Source organism: Neobacillus sp. B24 (genome assembly GCF_055381825.1).
The window spans coordinates 1,519,499-1,538,248 of record NZ_AP035777.1; the positions used below are offsets into that span (position 1 = coordinate 1,519,499).

The 18,750-nt window shown below is 37.7% G+C and carries 25 protein-coding genes, 5 tRNA genes and 2 pseudogenes; 17 read left to right on the forward strand and 15 right to left on the reverse strand.

Going from position 1 to position 18,750, the window contains the following annotated elements; all coding sequences use genetic code 11:
• Positions 1-109: 109 nt before the first annotated feature.
• The 6 genes from ACZ43M_RS07550 to ACZ43M_RS07575 all read left to right on the forward strand — a co-directional run bounded on the left by ACZ43M_RS07550 (position 110) and on the right by ACZ43M_RS07575 (position 4,604).
• The gene (locus ACZ43M_RS07550; protein ID WP_464506783.1) at positions 110-457 is read left to right on the forward strand and encodes an ArsR/SmtB family transcription factor; all 348 of its coding nucleotides are present in this window, start codon (positions 110-112) and stop codon (positions 455-457) included.
• A 41-nt stretch (positions 458-498) separates the two neighbouring features.
• Entirely contained in the window at positions 499-1,539 is a 1,041-nt protein-coding gene (gene arsB, locus ACZ43M_RS07555) for an ACR3 family arsenite efflux transporter (RefSeq protein WP_464507984.1), read from the forward strand.
• A gap of 27 nt (positions 1,540-1,566) precedes the next feature.
• A complete protein-coding gene (gene arsC / locus ACZ43M_RS07560) occupies positions 1,567-1,989 on the forward strand; it encodes an arsenate reductase (thioredoxin) (protein WP_464506784.1) in 423 nt (140 codons plus the stop codon).
• Positions 1,990-2,080: 91 nt separating this feature from the next.
• Positions 2,081-2,434: an arsenite efflux transporter metallochaperone ArsD gene (gene arsD / locus ACZ43M_RS07565; protein ID WP_464506785.1), complete on the forward strand. Its 354-nt coding sequence runs from the start codon at positions 2,081-2,083 to the stop codon at positions 2,432-2,434.
• A 25-nt stretch (positions 2,435-2,459) separates the two neighbouring features.
• Entirely contained in the window at positions 2,460-4,229 is a 1,770-nt protein-coding gene (gene arsA, locus ACZ43M_RS07570; RefSeq protein WP_464506786.1) for an arsenical pump-driving ATPase, read from the forward strand.
• Positions 4,230-4,433: 204 nt separating this feature from the next.
• On the forward strand, positions 4,434-4,604 hold the full coding sequence (locus ACZ43M_RS07575; RefSeq protein WP_464506787.1) for a hypothetical protein: 171 nt from the start codon (positions 4,434-4,436) through the stop codon (positions 4,602-4,604).
• Positions 4,605-4,671: 67 nt separating this feature from the next.
• On the opposite strand, the pseudogene ACZ43M_RS07580 reads toward ACZ43M_RS07575, so the two are convergent.
• From ACZ43M_RS07580 to ACZ43M_RS07595, 4 genes and pseudogenes are all read right to left on the reverse strand, one after another.
• A pseudogene (locus tag ACZ43M_RS07580) lies at positions 4,672-5,537 on the reverse strand (permease).
• Between the two features lie 15 nt (positions 5,538-5,552).
• On the reverse strand, positions 5,553-5,747 hold the full coding sequence (locus ACZ43M_RS07585) for a hypothetical protein (RefSeq protein WP_464506788.1): 195 nt from the start codon (positions 5,745-5,747) through the stop codon (positions 5,553-5,555).
• A 65-nt stretch (positions 5,748-5,812) separates the two neighbouring features.
• The gene (locus ACZ43M_RS07590) at positions 5,813-5,977 is read right to left on the reverse strand and encodes a hypothetical protein (protein WP_464506789.1); all 165 of its coding nucleotides are present in this window, start codon (positions 5,975-5,977) and stop codon (positions 5,813-5,815) included.
• A gap of 72 nt (positions 5,978-6,049) precedes the next feature.
• Positions 6,050-6,376, reverse strand: a complete 327-nt coding sequence (locus ACZ43M_RS07595; RefSeq protein ID WP_464506790.1) for an ArsR/SmtB family transcription factor — start codon at positions 6,374-6,376, stop codon at positions 6,050-6,052.
• A gap of 489 nt (positions 6,377-6,865) precedes the next feature.
• Between ACZ43M_RS07595 and ACZ43M_RS07600 the strand changes: the two are divergent.
• Both ACZ43M_RS07600 and ACZ43M_RS07605 read left to right on the forward strand, forming a co-directional pair.
• Positions 6,866-7,311, forward strand: a pseudogene (locus ACZ43M_RS07600) (ArsI/CadI family heavy metal resistance metalloenzyme).
• Positions 7,312-7,406: 95 nt separating this feature from the next.
• Positions 7,407-8,465 carry a DUF3231 family protein gene (locus ACZ43M_RS07605; protein ID WP_464506791.1) on the forward strand — a complete coding sequence of 353 codons (1,059 nt, stop codon included), beginning with the start codon at positions 7,407-7,409 and terminating at the stop codon, positions 8,463-8,465.
• Between the two features lie 164 nt (positions 8,466-8,629).
• Here ACZ43M_RS07605 and ACZ43M_RS07610 read toward each other — a convergent pair whose 3' ends face one another.
• The 5 genes from ACZ43M_RS07610 to ACZ43M_RS07630 form a co-directional block, all read right to left on the reverse strand.
• Positions 8,630-8,968 carry a hypothetical protein gene (locus ACZ43M_RS07610; RefSeq protein WP_464506792.1) on the reverse strand — a complete coding sequence of 113 codons (339 nt, stop codon included), beginning with the start codon at positions 8,966-8,968 and terminating at the stop codon, positions 8,630-8,632.
• A 123-nt stretch (positions 8,969-9,091) separates the two neighbouring features.
• A complete protein-coding gene (gene tnpC / locus ACZ43M_RS07615; protein ID WP_464507943.1) occupies positions 9,092-10,714 on the reverse strand; it encodes an IS66 family transposase in 1,623 nt (540 codons plus the stop codon).
• A gap of 47 nt (positions 10,715-10,761) precedes the next feature.
• Complete coding sequence (tnpB, locus tag ACZ43M_RS07620) at positions 10,762-11,121, reverse strand: IS66 family insertion sequence element accessory protein TnpB (protein ID WP_464503325.1); 360 nt, start codon at positions 11,119-11,121, stop codon at positions 10,762-10,764.
• Positions 11,115-11,441 (reverse strand): IS66 family insertion sequence element accessory protein TnpA, encoded by a 327-nt coding sequence (tnpA, locus tag ACZ43M_RS07625; RefSeq protein WP_464503324.1) that lies wholly within the window; start codon positions 11,439-11,441, stop codon positions 11,115-11,117. The genes tnpB and tnpA overlap by 7 nt, the downstream gene beginning before the upstream one ends.
• Positions 11,442-11,510: 69 nt before the next feature.
• Entirely contained in the window at positions 11,511-11,663 is a 153-nt protein-coding gene (locus ACZ43M_RS07630) for a DUF4177 domain-containing protein (protein WP_464506793.1), read from the reverse strand.
• 188 nt (positions 11,664-11,851) lie between these two features.
• Between ACZ43M_RS07630 and ACZ43M_RS07635 the strand changes: the two genes are divergently transcribed.
• The 4 genes from ACZ43M_RS07635 (at position 11,852) to ACZ43M_RS07650 (ending at position 15,260) form a co-directional block, all read left to right on the forward strand.
• Complete coding sequence (locus ACZ43M_RS07635) at positions 11,852-12,223, forward strand: PH domain-containing protein (protein ID WP_464506794.1); 372 nt, start codon at positions 11,852-11,854, stop codon at positions 12,221-12,223.
• A 47-nt stretch (positions 12,224-12,270) separates the two neighbouring features.
• Complete coding sequence (locus tag ACZ43M_RS07640) at positions 12,271-12,891, forward strand: hypothetical protein (protein WP_464506795.1); 621 nt, start codon at positions 12,271-12,273, stop codon at positions 12,889-12,891.
• A gap of 883 nt (positions 12,892-13,774) precedes the next feature.
• Positions 13,775-14,179 (forward strand): transcriptional regulator SpxA, encoded by a 405-nt coding sequence (spxA, locus tag ACZ43M_RS07645; protein WP_464506797.1) that lies wholly within the window; start codon positions 13,775-13,777, stop codon positions 14,177-14,179.
• A gap of 103 nt (positions 14,180-14,282) precedes the next feature.
• Positions 14,283-15,260: a ring-cleaving dioxygenase gene (locus ACZ43M_RS07650; protein WP_464506798.1), complete on the forward strand. Its 978-nt coding sequence runs from the start codon at positions 14,283-14,285 to the stop codon at positions 15,258-15,260.
• A 54-nt stretch (positions 15,261-15,314) separates the two neighbouring features.
• Here ACZ43M_RS07650 and ACZ43M_RS07655 read toward each other — a convergent pair whose 3' ends face one another.
• From ACZ43M_RS07655 to ACZ43M_RS07670, 4 genes are all read right to left on the reverse strand, one after another.
• A complete protein-coding gene (locus ACZ43M_RS07655; protein WP_464506799.1) occupies positions 15,315-15,551 on the reverse strand; it encodes a helix-turn-helix domain-containing protein in 237 nt (78 codons plus the stop codon).
• A gap of 211 nt (positions 15,552-15,762) precedes the next feature.
• On the reverse strand, positions 15,763-15,900 hold the full coding sequence (locus ACZ43M_RS07660; protein ID WP_066308016.1) for a YvrJ family protein: 138 nt from the start codon (positions 15,898-15,900) through the stop codon (positions 15,763-15,765).
• Positions 15,901-15,971: 71 nt separating this feature from the next.
• Complete coding sequence (locus ACZ43M_RS07665; protein WP_464505202.1) at positions 15,972-16,190, reverse strand: DUF2922 domain-containing protein; 219 nt, start codon at positions 16,188-16,190, stop codon at positions 15,972-15,974.
• A 72-nt stretch (positions 16,191-16,262) separates the two neighbouring features.
• Positions 16,263-16,481, reverse strand: coding sequence for a DUF1659 domain-containing protein (locus ACZ43M_RS07670; protein ID WP_464506800.1), 219 nt, complete (start codon positions 16,479-16,481; stop codon positions 16,263-16,265).
• Positions 16,482-16,802: 321 nt separating this feature from the next.
• On the opposite strand from ACZ43M_RS07670, the gene ACZ43M_RS07675 reads away from it, so the two are divergent.
• From ACZ43M_RS07675 to ACZ43M_RS07695, 5 genes are all read left to right on the forward strand, one after another.
• A tRNA-Ser gene (locus ACZ43M_RS07675) sits at positions 16,803-16,893 on the forward strand.
• A gap of 60 nt (positions 16,894-16,953) precedes the next feature.
• Positions 16,954-17,029 (forward strand) — tRNA-Val (locus tag ACZ43M_RS07680).
• Between the two features lie 6 nt (positions 17,030-17,035).
• Positions 17,036-17,112, forward strand: a tRNA-Arg gene (locus ACZ43M_RS07685).
• Positions 17,113-17,120: 8 nt separating this feature from the next.
• Positions 17,121-17,197, forward strand: a tRNA-Pro gene (locus ACZ43M_RS07690).
• Between the two features lie 27 nt (positions 17,198-17,224).
• Positions 17,225-17,306, forward strand: a tRNA-Leu gene (locus ACZ43M_RS07695).
• 118 nt (positions 17,307-17,424) lie between these two features.
• Here ACZ43M_RS07695 and ACZ43M_RS07700 read toward each other — a convergent pair.
• Together ACZ43M_RS07700 and ACZ43M_RS07705 are read right to left on the reverse strand one after the other, a co-directional pair.
• Positions 17,425-17,796 carry an MFS transporter gene (locus tag ACZ43M_RS07700; RefSeq protein WP_464506801.1) on the reverse strand — a complete coding sequence of 124 codons (372 nt, stop codon included), beginning with the start codon at positions 17,794-17,796 and terminating at the stop codon, positions 17,425-17,427.
• Positions 17,797-17,903: 107 nt separating this feature from the next.
• Positions 17,904-18,596 carry an MFS transporter gene (locus tag ACZ43M_RS07705; RefSeq protein ID WP_464506803.1) on the reverse strand — a complete coding sequence of 231 codons (693 nt, stop codon included), beginning with the start codon at positions 18,594-18,596 and terminating at the stop codon, positions 17,904-17,906.
• Positions 18,597-18,750: the final 154 nt, after the last annotated feature.

An 18,750-nucleotide genomic window follows, 5' to 3' on the forward strand; every position in this document is an offset into this window, starting at 1 on the left:
AAGCGAATAGTTATATATTAATTTGTTACGTAAAACATAAATATTTTGGTACTACAATAAATTTTAAATAAGAATATTATTATTTACTTATATAGGAGGGGTGTCTTACATGTTGAAATCCATTGTTGATTTAGAGCGGACTGCTACTGTTTTAAAATTGTTAGGTGACAAAACACGTTTGACCATTATGGCCATTTTAAACATACGAGAATGTTGTGTTTGTGAATTTCAAGAAGTGTTTGATATGAGTCAGCCATCAATCAGCCAGCATCTTCGAAAATTAAAAGATGCAGGAATGGTTAAAGAGGAAAGAAGGGGTCAGTGGATTTATTATTCCCTTAATCAAGAGAGTGAGCTTTATGGACTTATAGAAGATATTTTGGAACATGTACCAGTCCAAAACGATAAAATCAAAATCATTGAAAAAAGCAACCCTACGCTTCGGTGCGGTTGTTAGTTTTACTATAGATTGGGAGTGTGAAAATGAGTAATACAGAAATAAAACGTCTATCCTTCTTGGACCGATACCTAACGCTTTGGATCTTTCTAGCTATGGCAGTTGGTATTGGATTGGGTTTCATCTTTCCAGGATTCGTAGAAGGGATGAACAGTTTGCAGGTGGGGACTACATCAATCCCATTAGCCATCGGTTTAATTTTAATGATGTATCCTCCCCTTGCAAAGGTCCGTTATGAGGAAATTGGGCGAGTTTTTAGAGATGTAAAGGTGTTAATACTTTCACTTGTTCAAAATTGGATTATTGGACCAATTCTTATGTTTTTATTAGCCATCATCTTTCTTCCTGATAAACCTGAATATATGGTCGGTCTAATCATGATTGGTTTAGCTCGTTGTATTGCGATGGTGATTGTTTGGAATGACCTTGCAAAAGGTGATACAGAGTATGCAGCGGGTTTAGTAGCATTTAATGCTATTTTCCAAATGATTTTCTTTTCGGTATATGCCTATGTGTTTGTAACTATTATTCCAGAATGGATGGGCCTAGAAGGAGCAGTCATAAACATTACCATGGCGGAAGTAGCTAAGTCCGTATTCATCTATTTAGGAATACCATTTATCGCTGGTATGATTACACGTTTTACAATGGTAAAAGCAAAAGGCAGACATTGGTATGAGAAAGTGTTTATTCCTAAGATTAGTCCTATTACGCTAATTGCTCTTTTATTTACTATAATCGTTATGTTCTCTTTAAAGGGAGATGCTATTGTCAGCTTACCGCTAGACGTAGTACGTATTGCGATCCCATTGTTAATTTACTTTGTATTGATGTTCTTTGTTTCATTTTATATGGGAAAGAAAATTGGAGCGAATTATCCCGTAACAACAACTCTAGCGTTTACAGCTGGAAGCAACAATTTTGAATTAGCGATTGCTGTAGCCGTTGGTGTATTTGGAATCCATTCTGGTGCAGCTTTTGCAGCTGTTATTGGACCACTTGTGGAAGTACCTGTCATGATTGCATTGGTTAACGTGGCACTTTGGTTTAAACGAAAGTATTTTAAAGAGCATGCAGCTTAAAAACTAATAATAAAGGTGGATTACAACATGGAGAACAAAAAGAAAATCTACTTCTTATGTACAGGAAACTCTTGCCGCAGCCAAATGGCAGAAGGATGGGCAAAAAAACATTTAGATAATGAGTGGGAAGTAAGAAGTGCAGGTATTGAAGCACATGGTTTGAATCCTAATGCAGTAAAAGCGATGAAAGAAGCTGGACTGGATATTTCAAATCATACTTCCGATATTATCGATCCTGAGTATTTAAACAATGCTGATTTAGTTGTCACTTTATGTGGAGATGCTGCGGATAAGTGTCCGGTCACACCGCCAAAGGTAAAACGAGTTCATTGGGGATTTGATGACCCTGCTAAAGCTCAAGGAACAGAAGAAGAAAAATGGGTTTTCTTCCAACGTGTCCGTGATGAAATTGGTGACCGCATTAAACGTTTTGCTGAAACTGGCGAGTAAAAAAGACAGCCAAGGGTTCTATACTCTTGGCCTAACATTTACCGCTTATATAAGTAAATACTTATATCATTTACATTAGGAGAGTGTTTATATGGGTAAAGTAGAAATCTTTGATCCAGCATTGTGTTGTCCCACAGGTGTTTGTGGTCCGAGTGTGGATCCTGAACTAATAAGAGTGGCTACTGCCATTTTTCTATTAGAAAAAAGAGGTTTTGATATTAAACGGTATAACCTTGGAACTGAACCTGCCAAATTTGTTGAAAACAATGAAGTAAACAAAGTCCTTTACGAGAAAGGACCCGATTCACTCCCTGTTACCGTAGTTGATGGCAAAATTGCTAAGATTGGAGTTTATCCAGCCAACGAAGAATTTGCGGAATGGTTTAATGTAAAAGTGGAAGATCTGTCTAAAAAAAGTGCTGGTTTAAAAATTGAATTAAAATAGTCTACTTAGGAAAGAAGTGAATACCATGTTTCAATTGTTCGATACGAAAATGATTGTAAACACGAAATTTTTATTCTTCACAGGTAAAGGCGGGGTAGGAAAGACTTCAACAGCTTGTGCAACTGCAGTTACCTTAGCGGATGAGGGCAAAAAGGTTTTACTTGTTAGTACAGACCCAGCCTCCAATTTACAGGACGTTTTGGAGGTTGATTTAACCAATACTCCGCTGGCAATCCCAAATGTGCCCAATCTTTATGCATGCAATCTTGACCCGGAAGAAGCTGCAAAGGCGTACCGAGACAAAATTATTGGACCTTATCGCGGGAAACTTCCTGAGGCAGTCGTGGCTAATATGGAGGAACAATTATCAGGTGCTTGTACAGTCGAGATTGCCGCATTTGACGAATTTACAAATTTACTTGGTGACCCAACTGTTGTTAATGCTTATGAACATATCATTTTTGATACAGCTCCAACTGGCCATACACTACGACTTCTCCAGCTGCCAACGGCTTGGAGTGGCTTTTTAGAAGAAAACACACATGGCGCCTCTTGTTTGGGGCCTTTATCTGGGCTGTCTGAAAAGAAACAAATATATTCCTATACGATGGAAGCACTTTCTGATTCTACAAAAACAACCCTTATCCTAATAGCGAGACCTGATGATTCCTCTTTGCTTGAAGCAAGCCGTGCATCAAATGAATTAAAAGAAATTGGGATGACAAATCAGACTCTAGTCATTAATGGTTTATTGCAATTATATTTAGCCGATGATAAAATTTCGTCTTCATTTTATGAACGACAACGAAAGGCGATTGAACAAATGCCTTTGGAATTAAAACAAGTTGTCACTTATTCATTGCCATTTGTTTCGTATTCTTTAACAGGTATTGAAAACCTTCGTAAGTTATTTAAGCAAAATACAATGCTAGCAGAACAATCGGATGTTAATGGGAAAGCAATCACTCTACCTGGTTTGAGTAAGGTAATTGATGACTTTTCAACTAACAAAATAAAAGTGCTTCTCACAATGGGGAAGGGTGGAGTTGGAAAGACGACAATGGCATCAGCCATTGCCGTTGGATTAGTAGAAAAAGGTCATAAAGTCCACCTAACGACGACTGACCCAGCGGCCCATTTAGAATTTGTGTTTCAAAATAGTCAGTATAGTGATCAATTAACCATAAGCCGTATCAGTCCTGTAGAAGAAGTTGAGGCGTACAAAGCAAAAGTTATATCAAAAGTAAGTGCTGAGCTTGATGAGGAAGCAATTGCATATGTACAGGAAGATTTGAACTCTCCTTGTACGGAGGAAATTGCCGTATTTCGTGCGTTTGCAGAAGTTGTAGCAAAATCTCAAGAGGAAATAGTGGTCATTGATACGGCACCAACAGGACACACATTACTCCTTTTAGATGCTGCACAATCTTACCATAAAGAATTGGCTCGCTCTACAGGGGAAATTCCTGAGAGTGTGAAAATGTTGTTGCCTCGATTAAGGAATCCAGAAGAAACCAGTGTGGTTATTGTAACCTTAGCAGAAGCTACTCCTGTATTGGAAGCTAGTCGGCTGCAGGACGATTTAAAACGGGCAAATATTATGCCAAAATGGTGGGTAATTAATCAGAGCCTTAACGCAACTGAAACAAGGGACCCTATATTAAAGGGAAGAGCACACTCTGAAGAGGGCTGGATTCAAAAGGTTACTACAGAATTAGCTGAAAATTGTGCAATAGTTCCGCTAATGAGTGAAGTAAACACTGGATATAAAGAGTTAAGAAAGTTTTTCGTTTGAAACATCAAATGAAGTATTGCAACGTATAGGGTAAAACTTTTTTATTTCCAGTTTTAATAAAACACAGTAATATAAGTAAGGGAAGGTGAAGCGGAGATGAATATTACAGATCAAGCTCGTGATGTATTGAAGCAATTGTTCCAAGAAAACAATGCTAATAACATTCGTGTCTATTTTGCAGGCTTTGGCTGAGGACAGCCACAAGTGGGACTGGCTCTGGATGAGCCAGATGAAAAGGATAAAGTAGTAACAATTAATGAAGTATTAGTGGCAATTGATCCTGATATAGAGCAATATACGGAAAGTCTTACTCTTGACTTCAGTAATGAAGCCAATGGACTCGTGTTATTAGGAAATGAAAGTAATTGTTGTTAAATATTAAAAGGAGAAGCAATTAGTCTTTAAACTAACTGCTTTTCCTTTTTTTATCGTTTATCGTACTCTAGATGAGATAAAAGACAAATCCTGAGATAGTCGACATGGCGAATACTGAAAGAACAAAAGTAAAAACTAACTGCTTTTTAAACATGGATTTTAGTAGGATTACCTCTGGTAAGCTGGCACCTGCGGAACTGATAATCATGGCCATTACAGGCCCTAATGCCATTCCCTTAGCAATTAGAATTTGTGAGATAGGAATCATACTCGACAGGCGAATATATAAAGGGATCCCGATAATGGCAGCGATAGGGATTAACCACCAATGTTCTTCACCAAAAACGCCTGAAATCCATTCTGTTGGAACTAGCCCTGAATGATAGCACCGATTGCTGCGCCAATAATTAAATAAGGATAAACACTTTTCATTAAATCAAGAGTTTCTCTCAACGCTAGTTTCACATTAAATTTTTGATGTTTTTCCTCGTAGCCTGTCATCACTACATTTTTTACTGACTTTTCAAAGCCTAATTTTTCAAGAGTAAAGCCTATGATGATTGAAAAGATTGTCGTTAGAATGGTGTAGATAACGGTAACTTTCCACCCAAGGACTACGCCCATAATGGTAAGAATGGTTGGATCAAGTACAGGAGAGGCAAACAGAAATATCATCACAATTCCAAATGGCATTTTTTTCTTTAGCATATTTACTACAACAGGTATGGTTGAACAGGAACAAAAAGGAGTAATAAAAGCAAAAACAATGGCTGCAAAGGCGGCGATCAATTTGTTACGACCAGCGAGATTTTTCTCGATCTTCTCATAAGGTATATAACCTTGAAGAAGGCTAATTAGGAAAGAAATAACAACGAAAAGAATCGTTAATTCCAGTGCAATATAAAGAAAACTTTTAAGCGCGTCTAACCACATATCCAGAACTCTCCCTTAACTCTCACAAATATAAACGCAGTTATTTTTTGGTTCTTCGGTCTTCGTACCCTCTATAAAAGAGAATTTTTGTAACATTTTACTAAGAAGAGAATCCTGGTTTAAAACGGAAAATTTCCATGCTTCAGAAGATTTTTTCTCCATTTCTTTCTGCTTTATGTTAACAAGAACACCATAATTATAGTGAATCATAATAATACCCCCTGATATTTTTGTTTTAATCAAAAAAAGTTGATTTAATCAATAAAAAATTAAAATTAGGCGCATGCGCATTGGCAGCAAGGGTTTACAGTAGGTTTCTTACCAAGAGTAGTTTCCTTCTCCGAAGGATGGACAAAATACTTCCAAGCCTCTTTTGCAGCCCTTTCGGTTTCTTCCTGGCGCATTTTCATCATTTGAAATACTGTGTACTCATTAAACATTTAGATTCCTCCTATAAATCAAAATATATTTATATATTAATCAAAAAAAATTGATGCAATACTTAAAAAAATTTAGCAGCAAGTTGGTTTGAATACACAGCAAAGTTCGTGCGACAACAAATGGTTAAGTTCCTCTTGATTTAACTCGTAATAACTCCATGTTCCCCGTGTTTCTTTTATTATAATGTTAGCATCTAACAATATTTTTAAATGGTAAGATAGCTTCGATTGAGCCATATCAACCATTGGTGCCAGATCGCATACACACATCGCACCTTTTTGAGTCAAAATATTCATGATCTGAAGTCTCTTTTTATCAGCTATCGCTTTAAATTTTAACTCATACTTTTCAAAGAATGATTCCATGGATATATCTTGTAATTGAATTTCTTCCTTCATCAATTTCACCTACTTTTTAAATCAAATAATCTTGATATATCCATCATATATCCAAAATTTTCATATGTCAATCCAATTTATCAAATAAAATTGATTCAATTTAAATGCCTAAATGTAGCAAATGGCCATTATTGTCTTGAATCAAATTTTTTTGATGAAAGGGTTGCAATTAGAAAAAATTGCTAATATAATGGGATTATAAATCAAAAAAAATTGATTTATCTACATTAAATCAATTTTTTTTGATTTAAATAAACCATTAATGATGAAGGAGCTGGGAAAAGTGGGGTTTATAAAAAAGTTAACAGGTAAAGTAAGTTCAAAGTCGTCAGGTTGTTGTGGTGTAGAAATTAAGGAGATTGAAGAAACTCAAGAAGAGTCTTGTTGCGAAACATCTGAAGCCAATACATCTTGCTGTGAAACCACCAATAAACAGCAACCTTCTTGTTGTTAAGATTAGTTGAAAATAATCCATTTGGAGGGCATATCATGAAAATGCATGTTGGAATCAATGTTACTGATTTAAATAAATCAATTGAGTTTTATTCCAAGGTTTTTAATGTGAAACCAGTAAAAGCTAAACCCGATTATGCAAAATTTTTACTTGATAATCCAGACTTAAACTTTACCTTAAATCTAAAGGACAAAGTATCAGGAAACCAGGTTGGACATTTTGGTTTTCAAGTGGATAATCTCGATGAAGTCCTCCAACACAAAGACCGTTTACAGAATTTAGGTTTTTTTGCAAGGGAAGAGATGGACGTAACATGTTGCTATGCAGCACAAGATAAATTCTGGGTAACCGATCCAGACGGAAACGAATGGGAATTCTTTTATACTAAAGGAAATGTAGAGAGCGTGACGACTGATTCAGTTTGTTGCAATACCAACCAGTAAAAGTAGAAACCAATACGTCTTCCTCTTGCTGTTCTTAAGCTGGGTGAGCACTATGCTCTCCCAGCTCTTTTTTTTGAATTGAATTTTTTCCAATGGAAATCCTAAGCAAAAGCGCGTGAAAAGGAGATTGGTTATGACCGCCGATATAGATTTAAATCCAATGAATGTGTTGAAACCACTCAATATCAATCCAAAAATATTAGATGAGACCAAGCCTTTAACGACTTTTGAAATGGGGAAACTTTGGGCTACCTATATGGGAAACAGCATGTCTATCCAAATCTTAAGTTATTTTCTTCAACATTGTGTAGATGAAGATATTAAGATGGTATTGGAAAATGGTTTAGCCTTATCAAAAGATTTTACACAGAGGATTGAAGGGTTTTTAAAAAATGAAAATTTCCCGATCCCAGTTGGATTTACTGAAGATGATGTAAATCTAGGTGCCCCACGCTTATATGCAGATGAATTTTACGTTCATTATCTAAAATATGCCGCTAAGGCAGGCATGAGTCTTTACGCCGTAGCAGTACCATTGGTTTTGCGGGAGGATATTAGGGAGTTTTTCATTTATTGTAATCAATGTACTACAGTGTTCTTAGGACAAATTAATAATATCCTAATGGAAAAGAAACTCATTGCTGAAGCTCCTATCATTCCAACACCAGATGGAATTGAAAAAGTGAATAAACAAAGTTATTTAAATGGTTTTTTTGGAGATGTCCGACCATTACAGGCCTTAGAAATCATACATCTTTGGGATAATATCGAGAATAACGTCACCAGTATGGCTTTATTATTGGGATTCCATCAAGTTGTCCAAGATCAACAGATAAAGGCATTGTTTAAACGTGGTTTAGATATGACTGATAGAGCGGTTAAACAGTATAAAGAAAAACTGCATGTTGATCACATTCAATCACCGTCATATCTAGACCATTTAGTTTTACCATCTGCCTATCCACCTTTTTCCGATAAGATCATGCTGTTCCATAAAGTGGACATGTTCGCCATGAAGATAAGGTCATTCGGAAACTCAATGGCGGTAACGGCTAGAAGAGATATAAATTTCTTGTATGGAAGAACCCTTGCGAACATTGGCTTATTTGTTGACGATGGTATGAATATCTTAATTGATAAAGGTTGGGTGGAAGCACCGCCAAGGGCTTATGACAGGGATAAGGATTTATAGCTTAATATTATAAGAAAACAAATGTAAGAGCCTAGAACATGCAAGTTATTATGAACTACTTGCATATTTTGGCTCTCGCCTTGCGACGGGTACCATGGGGACGGTTCTGATGGCTCTAGGGGAGCCATCAGAACCGTCCCCATGGAGTTCCTTTGTAGTTCACACTATTTTCCACTTTCACTCAGTTTATAAAAAGTTGTTGGAAACATAAATCCCCGCATTGCGATACGTTTCTTGTCATTTTTCACCGCGTATATTTCCATACCATCTTGAGTTTTTCCAATTTGTCTGCCAAGCTTAAAACGGTCATAGTCATCAGGGTATATGTACTGTTCAGGTTCGGAGGTATATGTTTGGCCATTAAAACTTAATGTTTGTAGAGCATATTGAGTCCCATTGATTATCGTTGTATCAAAGTTCCTGTCCTCATCGTAGATTGGTAATTCATGGCCGCAACCGATGAGTAACAATATAGTAGTAATAGATAATAAATATTTTTTCATTTACCGATTAATTCTTCTTCCTTTTCATAACAGCAATGACTTCTCTTGAGGTGCCTTGGCCGAAACTGGTGTCAAGTAAGCGTAAAATAATCCCCACCTGTGAACCAGGCGGGGATCGCGTTATTATTTAGGTAAGTTTTTAAAATCTCTACAAACAATTGGAAGTGTTGTTGACCAAGGCAGCACTTTATCCAGGGCATTTTTATCTGTTAGATCAATGTTGGGTAACCTCCCAAAAAGAAAGCGAAGATAACAATATGGATTTAACCCATTTTCCTTTGCTGTCTCCACAATACTATAAATAATTGCACTAGCCCTTGCACCTCTCGGTGTATTTGAGAATAAGAAGTTTTTTCTTCCAATCACAAAGGGCTTGATTGAACGCTCACTTCGATTATTATCAATCTCCAAACGTCCATCCTCTAGGTATGCCACTAATTTATCCCATTGATTAAGACAGTAAGTTACCGCCTGACCTAAAGCACTTTTTGGTAACGCTTGTTGCTGCTGTATTTTTAGCCATGACAAAAAAGCATCCAAGACCGGCTTGCTGCGTTCTAAACGTTTTTCGTATCGTTCTGCATGGGATAATTCTTTTAGATCACGCTCAATGCGATATAGTTGGTTACAGTATTGGAGACCTTCTATTGCTGCTGCTCCTGATGTCAGACGCTTTGAAGAAGGCAATACTTTTAAAGCCTCATCAAATTTACGTCGAGCATGGGCCATGCAACCGACTAGTTTTACATTAGGTACCTTATGGTACCCGGCGTATCCATCAACCTGTAAATATCCTTTAAACCCTGACAGGAATTTCTCGGCATTTTTACCTGACCTAGTTTCCTGATAATCGTAAAGGATGATTGAAGGTCCTTCCTTTCCAGTGCGGTAGAGCCAGAGATATGATTTTGACGTGGCTGGCCGACCGGGTTCGTGAAGTACCTGCAGAGTCGATTCGTCCGCATGCAAAATATCCTTTTCCAAAAGAAGTTGATGCATGCGATCATAAAGTGGACTCAACCACCGGCTGGCCCCGTGAATCATCCAATTGGCAAGAGTTTGGCGTGATAACGGTACCCCCAATCTGGAAAATTGCTTTTCTTGGCGATATAATGGCAGCCCATCCACATATTTTTGATTCATAATATGTGCCATTAGAGATGGAGATGCTAAACTTCCCGAATGAACCGGTCTAGGCATTGGTGCTGTTACAATCGGAGTTTCCAATTCCTCTCGCTCACAATGGCGACAAGAATAAATGTGTTGAATATGCTTGACCACTTTCAATTCCGCAGGAATGTATTTCAGTTCCTGGCGTACTTGCGTACTCATTTCATGTAGGTTTCCACCACAACACGAACAAACCTGCTCTTCAGGGGATAGACGATAGTCAATCGTCTCCACAGGCAAGTTTTCTAACATCATTTCACGTTGGCCGCTAACTTTGCGGCGCCGTTGATAGGTAATGGAGTCCAAAGTAGGTTCTGGCAAATCTGGATTGGCTTCTTTTTCGACTTCATTGAAAAGTTCCAATTGATCGGGGTTAGTTCTTTCGCTGGAAAAGCCGAATCTATTTTTCTGCAGAAGGCGAAGCTGTTCTTCAGTCCATTTTAATTTTGCCTCTAACGAGCTCTGCTTTTTTAGCTTCGCCTCTAATTCTGCATTTTGCTTCTCCAGCATTTCCAAGCGTTGCAGAAGTTCTTCAATTGTAGGGGTTGGGGTAGTAGAATTCACTGTCTTTTTCATAAATTTATTATACGACAAAATGGGCGAATTCCCTGATTTTTCATTATTTAAATTACTGTTCTTGCCGTTACAACAGGGTGAGCATGTTTTTGTTCCAATGATAATCCATCGAGGAGCCACCGCAATTGTCGAGGACTAATTTTCAAAGGAGCTGTACTATTACTTTCAGATGGCCAATGAAAATTTCCTCTCTCCAGCCGGCGATAATAAAGCCAAAAGCCGTTATGCTCCCACTGAAGAATTTTTAACTTGTCCCGCTGCCGGTTACAAAAAACAAATAGACTTGAAGAAAAGGGATCTAGTTCGAATTCTTCTTTTACAAGAGCAGCCAATCCATCGATAGATTTCCGTAAATCTGTGCTACCTCGTGCGAGGTAGACACGATCTACCGTAACTTCTTTTAACATACTGATTTCAATGCCTTTACTACTTCCGCCAGTAGTTTTGGATTGAAGCCAGGTTTAACCTCGATGGATGCTGAACCAACTTTAATATTTAATGTTTCATTTTGTTGCTCATCAGATTCTTCTAATGCTATCGGTATCCACTTGTTATTGGATTTTTGGCTTGAATCAGAACTATCGATTTTATAAAGCCAATACTTTAACTGATGAATACTTATTTCATTGATTTCACACCATTTGGATTGGGTTAGACCACTCGTCTTGTAAAGGGCGATCCTCCGCTCCCATTCTTTATACAATTCTAGATTATTTCTCTTGGACATAGAAAACCTCCTCAAACCTTGATTTGAAGAGATTATCTCACAGGTACTATATATGTTAATAGGTGGATTCTATTTGACGCTTACGGTGTCAAAGCAGGAAATCAGTTCCCAGCCATTGTTTCCATATTCATTAAGTCCTTTTTCGAATTCATCTTCATTCAGCTTCCCGCCGAAAAAGCCCCCCGGTTTAAACTTAATTGTTTTATATTCCCATCTTTCCATAAGCTTCCCCCATTTATCATGTATTACATATATTTTACAGTTTTGTACAAGTTATATAAAGCTAGAAGTTATGTGTTAAACATGAAAAGCATTTGAATTGTTTCTTTGTATTTTCGAAGAAAAAAAGGTTTTAGTAAATATTTACAGAATTTAATTTGTGAAGAAAAAATATATAGGAGGCGTTTTTAATGGCTGCTGCAGCACAGGGAATCTTGCAATGGACGTTCATCTCTGAATGTCCAATTCCAAATGATGTGAACGGAATTTTAGTCGATGGGGAAGTGGCGATTGCTGCTTATAAAACAATTCGCGATAGTGCAATCTTCACCAATAAAAGATTAATCGTAAGAGACGCTCAAGGGTTAACTGGAAAAAAGGTCGAGATTTATTCCCTGCCGTATTCTTCCATTAATATGTGGTCAACGGAAAACGCGGGTAGTTTTTTTGATGTGAATTCAGAGGTTGAATTATGGACGAGGGCTGGCCACATAAAAGTAAATCTAAAAAAGGGTGTTGATATTCGAAAGATTGACAAGCTTATTGCCAATGCAATCCTTTAACAAGATATAACTCCTAATTAGTTTAGGGAGCAGGGGAGACGGAGAATATGAAGCGTATGGGATTCGAACCACCAACAGAACACTATGATGAGCGAATAGTGGATATCGATGAGCAAATTTGCGAGTTAATCAAGAAACGGAAAGACCTCTCGAATAATAATCCTGGATTTCCAACCGAAAAACTTATTACAGAGTGGTCCCAAAAATATAGCTTAAATGAATTATTTTTAAATGGTGTGTTTGGACATTTTTATAATGAAGAGTTATTCAAACCGATTGTAGAACCAGAAGGATTTGTTAAAAATATTCCGATCTTGAAATCATTTGAAAGAGCTGATTTGTTTTACACGGTGACATTTGTCCGTCAATTTCAAAATGCCAGTGTGGTTCATCTTACCATTGATCGGGATGATACCGATGAAATGCCAGGAGCTTTTCGGGAACATCATCCTTGGTTTCACCTTTCCATAGATGACGGTGAAGGGACAGATTACGACTGCCGAAATGAAGGCGGGGGCGGTTCAGGTGGGCATACATCCTATACTTATATCATATCACCACCTATTCCAGACGATTTTTCTAACATAAAATTTGTCTTTAAGGAAAGTAAAACTCCATTTAAAGCAAAGCCGACAGGGTTTGAATTCACCATAAAAATGGACGACTAATGGATAGTGCCATAGGGATAGGCTACAAGTAGAAGTGTTAGCGCACTTCTCTTTTTTATTTAATATCTTTTTTTTATTCTTACTTCTCTTTTGGTTTTATTACAATTCGTGGCAAGCTATTTCCTGTCACAGAAATTTGAAATTAAATTGATTGATATGATGTTTTATGTTGGAGTATTCACTACTGCCATATCGCTTTATTTCACTAGTGAAGGGGGGATTGTTACTAATTATAGCGAAGCAGAGACAGCAAGCAGTTTTCAAGGTCTAAAAAGTAAACATACCTTTAAAAGAATAATTGCTTCATTAAACTTGAACTTTATAAACGTAGGGTCAATTTTATTTCCACTCATCGTTATAACAGTCAGCCTTTTTTATTGAAGGGCCTGAAGAGGAAGGGGTTCCTCTAAAGGATACCGGTCCTGTCGCAAATCCTCAAAATGTCATCGAAAATGTAGCCCAATTTGTATTGCAATTTATATCTGTTAACAAATAAGGGGAGAAATTTCTCTTAATTTAGAAATACCACTGAAAATCACTTGAATAGACGGACAGATTCCGACTATTGACTCAAAAAACATAAAAATGGCTGATTTTGCTTAGCTTAATCGGAAAAATTCCGCTTATATACCCCAAATCAGCCCTATTCTACAGTTTAACCGAAAAATTTCCGCTTATTATTATTAATACCAATGGTTACTCATTAAGGACCAGTAAAAAACGAGTGTCAATTTCATATGCAAATTGTAATTATTTGCTGTTGACATTTAGAGAAGAAGATTTATAATTAATGTATCTTTAATTCGAGATATTTAAATTCGAGGTAAAAGGTGAATCTATTTGATATTAGTTGAACTGACAAATCACCGAAGGAGTGTTCATAATGGTAACTTTATATATTTCACCTAGTTGTACTTCGTGCCGGAAGGCGAAAGCTTGGTTTGATGAACATCATATTCCTTACAAAGAAAGAAATATCCAACATGAAGGGCTTACATTGGATGAGATTAAGAATATTCTCCACTTAACAGAAGAGGGTACAGATGAAATTATCTCAACTAAGTCAAAAGTCTTTCAGGAGTTAAATATAAATATCGATTCTCTATCACTTCCAGAATTGTATACGATAATTGCAGAAAATCCTGGACTATTAAGGAAACCCTTAATTCTTGATGAAAAAAGATTAAAAGTTGGGTTTAATGAAGAAGAGATACGGAGCTTTTTACCGCGGAATATGCGTGTACTCCAACTTGATGAAGTCAATGGCTTAATGGAAGAAGCACAATAAATTCTGTGTGCCTGCCATATTTTTTTAAAACTACATCGAAAATAAGAATTGGAAGAAATACTATGAACATACATCCTAAATTTAATTTTTGGAGGAATATAAAATGAATCAACTGAAGGGCATACATCATGTAACAGCTATTACAAGCAGTGCAGAAAAGAACTATGAATTTTTCACTTATGTTTTAGGGATGCGTTTAGTTAAAAAAACAGTCAATCAAGATGATATTCAAACCTACCACCTTTTTTTTGCAGATGATAAAGGCAGCGCAGGTACAGACATGACTTTCTTTGATTTCCCTGGCATTCCGAAGGGTGTACACGGGACAAACGAAATTTCAAAGACATCTTTCCGTGTGCCAAGTGATGCTGCATTAGACTATTGGGTAAAACGTTTTGATCGTTTAGAAGTCAAACATACGGGGATCAAAGAACAATTTGGAAAGAAAACTCTTTCTTTTGTTGATTTTGATGATCAACAATACCAATTGATTTCAGATGAGGTCAATAAAGGAATAGAATCGGGTACACCTTGGCAAAAGGGGCCAATTCCACTTCAATTTGCCATTACTGGTTTAGGGCCCGTCTTTGTGCGAATTGCAAACTTCGATTACTTTAAAGAAATGCTGGAAAAAGTCCTACTGTTTAAAGAGACTGCTCAAGAAGGGTCATTCCATTTGTTTGAAGTAGGTGAAGGCGGCAATGGTGCCTCGGTTATTGTGGAATATAATGCGGTTCTTCCTGATGCCCGACAAGGATATGGAACGGTGCACCATGCGGCATTTCGAGTGGAGGATCGCTCTGTATTAGAAGAATGGATTGAACGGATGAGCAGTTTTGGATTCCATACATCTGGTTATGTCAATCGTCACTTCTTCGAGTCCTTGTACGCAAGAGTTGCTCCACAAATATTATTTGAGTTTGCCACAGATGGTCCTGGTTTCATGGGAGATGAACCTTATGAAACGCTAGGGGAAAAATTATCATTACCTCCATTTCTAGAGCCTAAGCGCGCAGAAATAGAAAAATACGTTCGCCCAATTGATACAGTGAGAAGTACAAAGGAATTCATTAAAGAATAAAACAAACCTGACTTAAATAAAGACGATCATTCTACGCTGAGGAATGATCGTCTTTCATTTTTTTAATTTTGAATAAATCAGTTGTTTAAGTTCGGTGATGACATTTTGAAAGGGATAGTGTTGTAGAAGCATAGCATGATGGAGCGAACTGCCATCAATGACGCCCCAGAAGATGAGAGAAAGTTCTTCCGGATTGCCTTTGCTCATTTTAGAATGGTTTACGATATCCTCCATTGTAGCGACTTGAAAGCCTTTTTGGGCAAAACATTCAAAAGCACTTTTTAGTATCAAGGCTTTTTAATTTTTTTTATAATTCTCAGAGACGATTGGCAATGATGCACCCCCTCAGATATTAATACTCATTCAAAATATTATATAAAAAGGTGTGATATGGCAATTAAATGAATAAGGTACTGCGAGCAGGTTGTTTTTTTTTGAGTTGGGAAAAATAAGAACCCTAAACTTTTTGATTTAGGATTCTGAGATACAAACATAATATATTTCACCCTTTCATTCGCTCGGGCAAATTTTGAATCGATTGAACCACTAAATCGAGCTTGGATTCAATCCGGTAAAGCAGATAAAGGGTCACGACGATGGGAAAGCCTACCTCGCTGACGAGTGGGATGAGTTGGTCCACGAATGTTTACTCCTTCCTTGAAAATTTATTAAAAAGGCCGGGTTCATTGACTGAATCCGGCCTCCGTTTCATTAAACAATCTCATATTCAACGATGTTGCGATCGACGACGCGAGCGCCTTTAGCCTCAACGTAGCGGCCGCTCGCTGATGTGAAGACATCTGCCGCGATGATTTGTTCCATTGCCTGCTTTACTGCTGCTTCGTCAATGGGTTCCTTTGGATTATCCAAGGAAAGGCGGGCTGTCTTGCCGAGCTCCGTGACAAACTGTAATTCTAGTGTTTTTGCCATTGTTTTCACCTCCTTTTCGATTCTTGCACCATCAGATCAGAGTACGGGGTGCACTAATGTTTACTTAAAGGATTAAGCAGTGACTATGGTGTTGTCGCTACGCTCCACTGTGTTTAGTGGATCATTGCATAATGTAGAAATCGCCATCGATGCTTGGAATAATTGATCCCCCGTAACTTCCTTTCTCACGTTACTAAACGTTTTAGACTTGTAGATTGTTTTACCCAAATCATCAAGGCCTACCTCAAACATCAAACGAAGCTTCGTGCCTTCCAAAATTGATTGTGCCATTGTTTCTCACCTCCTTTCACCCTCTATATACCGTTCTAAGGGTGAAAAGGACAGGGGGGGAGGAAATTTTTTAAAAAGCATTTAGGACACATCTGGATTGGCTTGAGTTACATTAGTACATTTACCGATACGTCGACGAACCGTGATACAACCCGTCGACAAAAAGAAAAATAAAAAGAAAATAAAAAAGAAAAATAACAACAATGGAAAGCATTTCAGCCAAGTAAATGCTTTTTTTGTTGAAACAGGGCAACAGGATTGGAAAAAAATACTCTTGGCTAACGACTCAAAACGTGATATTATTTTAAAGCTGACTCATGTGGAGAGCTGTCCGAGTGGCCGAAGGAGCACGATTGGAAATCGTGTATACGTTAATCGCGTATCAAGGGTTCAAATCCCTTGCTCTCCGCCATATGATAGTTTCATATATTCATCTTGGTCGAGCAGTTAGGACTTTTGGTTATAACATATTGGAGGATTAGCTCAGCTGGGAGAGCATCTGCCTTACAAGCAGAGGGTCGGCGGTTCGATCCCGTCATCCTCCACCATTAAATGCGCCCGTAGCTCAATTGGATAGAGCGTCTGACTACGGATCAGAAGGTTATGGGTTCGACTCCTGTCGGGCGCGCCATATATGTTCGGGAAGTAGCTCAGCTTGGTAGAGCACTTGGTTTGGGACCAAGGGGTCGCAGGTTCGAATCCTGTCTTCCCGACCAGTAAAATCACTGCCATCTTTACACTTTGCCGGTGTGGCGGAATTGGCAGACGCGCACGACTCAAAATCGTGTTCCGTAAGGAGTGTCGGTTCGACCCCGACCACCGGTATCATTTAAGACCAGAAAGCCAAAAAGGTCAATGCTCTGAAGCAATTCGAGCGTTGACCTTTTTTCATTTTAATAGACGAATACGATACTCTAATCGTGTAGACAACTATTTACGGTTATTAAGAAACAGAAGCCTTTGGTACAGCCTTAGATTCCTTTAAGAAAATCCAAGAGAAAACAATAAATGTGATAAAGGCAAAGACTCCATTATATAAAAATACTTGACGCATTCCGAGATAGTCACTAGCAACACCGCCAGCAATACTACCGATGATTCTAGCAAGTCCCAAACTAATTAAACCGTTAATTGTCTGTCCAGATGCCTTTAATTCCTTAGGCACTTCTTGATTAATAAAAATAGCCAGTGTTACGGATAATACGATAAAAATTACGCCATGGAACAATTGCATCGGCAGTACCATGAATGGATTATGTACCCAGTAAAGGAGCAGCCAGCGAATGCCCGCGAAGAATGCAGCTCCTAATAACACCACTGGAATACCAAATCATTGGGTAATTTTATGACCAAAAAGCAAGAATGGTATCTCACTTATTGCCGAAACAAGCATGGACCAGCCGAGCAAACTGTTATCTGCGCCTAATTGTTTGTATAAATAGGGAAAAAAGCGTAATAATAGCCAAGAGTCACCTGTATCATAAAATTAATCGTGATATACAGTAGCAGCTTTCGGTTTTTTAATAGTACTAGCAAAGAAACTTTGTTTTTACTAGTCTGGTGCCCCTTTATTTTAGGGAGTTTGGTACAAATTAAAAGTGTCAGAAGCATAATAACTGTAAATACAATAAAAATACTGTTTATATTTCTGCTTGCAATAATACCAAAAACAACAGACATCACGGCATATCCAATTGTTCCTGCCAATCGAATTGGGCCAAAATTCCATTTGGTTTTAGACAGATGTTCCAGGGTGATGGCATCGCTAATCGGGTTGATCGATGACTGAAAAAATGCAGTCAAGCATATTATGATCAATAAATAAAAATATTGATCAGATAGTGGAAATAACAATACCGAAATAGCACTTCCCAGGGTCAGCAATTGCAGGACTTTGTTTTTACTTTCTGACCGATCTCCGATGGTGCCCCAAATAGGTTGAGCAAGAATCGCAATTAAGGGGCCAAAGCTTAAAAGGGTAGCAATCGACGTCTGGCTTAATCCGATATCTTTTAAATAAACGGGCATAAATGTTCCATAAACGGCATTTCCCATATAGGAGATTGCGTACAAACCAAGAAATAATAGATACATATACGAAGATTTTTCTGCCATGACTTCACCTCAGGTGCCTTGTTTTAAAGTTAATTTTACATGGAAACTAGCAATTATTCTATGTGTTAATGAGTATAGGATGTAATTATCGTTTGAAAAAAGGGCGAATTTGACAATATACTGCAGGTTCGATATATTTTTCTTAGGTTAATAG

What these genes read in the sequence shown, in the direction of transcription:
- ACZ43M_RS07705 (WP_464506803.1), bottom strand. Translation starts at nt 18,596, where the DNA reads ATGGCAGAAAAATCTTCGTATATGTATCTATTATTTCTTGGTTTGTAC.
- ACZ43M_RS07630 (WP_464506793.1), bottom strand. Translation starts at nt 11,663, where the DNA reads ATGGAAAGATGGGAATATAAAACAATTAAGTTTAAACCGGGGGGCTTT.
- ACZ43M_RS07665 (WP_464505202.1), bottom strand. Translation starts at nt 16,190, where the DNA reads ATGGCAAAAACACTAGAATTACAGTTTGTCACGGAGCTCGGCAAGACA.
- ACZ43M_RS07550 (WP_464506783.1), top strand. Translation starts at nt 110, where the DNA reads ATGTTGAAATCCATTGTTGATTTAGAGCGGACTGCTACTGTTTTAAAA.
- spxA (WP_464506797.1), top strand. Translation starts at nt 13,775, where the DNA reads ATGGTAACTTTATATATTTCACCTAGTTGTACTTCGTGCCGGAAGGCG.
- ACZ43M_RS07670 (WP_464506800.1), bottom strand. Translation starts at nt 16,481, where the DNA reads ATGGCACAATCAATTTTGGAAGGCACGAAGCTTCGTTTGATGTTTGAG.
- tnpB (WP_464503325.1), bottom strand. Translation starts at nt 11,121, where the DNA reads ATGTTAAAAGAAGTTACGGTAGATCGTGTCTACCTCGCACGAGGTAGC.
- arsC (WP_464506784.1), top strand. Translation starts at nt 1,567, where the DNA reads ATGGAGAACAAAAAGAAAATCTACTTCTTATGTACAGGAAACTCTTGC.
- ACZ43M_RS07635 (WP_464506794.1), top strand. Translation starts at nt 11,852, where the DNA reads ATGGCTGCTGCAGCACAGGGAATCTTGCAATGGACGTTCATCTCTGAA.
- ACZ43M_RS07605 (WP_464506791.1), top strand. Translation starts at nt 7,407, where the DNA reads ATGACCGCCGATATAGATTTAAATCCAATGAATGTGTTGAAACCACTC.
- ACZ43M_RS07610 (WP_464506792.1), bottom strand. Translation starts at nt 8,968, where the DNA reads ATGAAAAAATATTTATTATCTATTACTACTATATTGTTACTCATCGGT.
- ACZ43M_RS07585 (WP_464506788.1), bottom strand. Translation starts at nt 5,747, where the DNA reads ATGATTCACTATAATTATGGTGTTCTTGTTAACATAAAGCAGAAAGAA.
- ACZ43M_RS07590 (WP_464506789.1), bottom strand. Translation starts at nt 5,977, where the DNA reads ATGTTTAATGAGTACACAGTATTTCAAATGATGAAAATGCGCCAGGAA.
- ACZ43M_RS07650 (WP_464506798.1), top strand. Translation starts at nt 14,283, where the DNA reads ATGAATCAACTGAAGGGCATACATCATGTAACAGCTATTACAAGCAGT.
- arsA (WP_464506786.1), top strand. Translation starts at nt 2,460, where the DNA reads ATGTTTCAATTGTTCGATACGAAAATGATTGTAAACACGAAATTTTTA.
- tnpC (WP_464507943.1), bottom strand. Translation starts at nt 10,714, where the DNA reads ATGAAAAAGACAGTGAATTCTACTACCCCAACCCCTACAATTGAAGAA.
- arsD (WP_464506785.1), top strand. Translation starts at nt 2,081, where the DNA reads ATGGGTAAAGTAGAAATCTTTGATCCAGCATTGTGTTGTCCCACAGGT.
- ACZ43M_RS07595 (WP_464506790.1), bottom strand. Translation starts at nt 6,376, where the DNA reads ATGAAGGAAGAAATTCAATTACAAGATATATCCATGGAATCATTCTTT.
- tnpA (WP_464503324.1), bottom strand. Translation starts at nt 11,441, where the DNA reads ATGTCCAAGAGAAATAATCTAGAATTGTATAAAGAATGGGAGCGGAGG.
- ACZ43M_RS07640 (WP_464506795.1), top strand. Translation starts at nt 12,271, where the DNA reads ATGAAGCGTATGGGATTCGAACCACCAACAGAACACTATGATGAGCGA.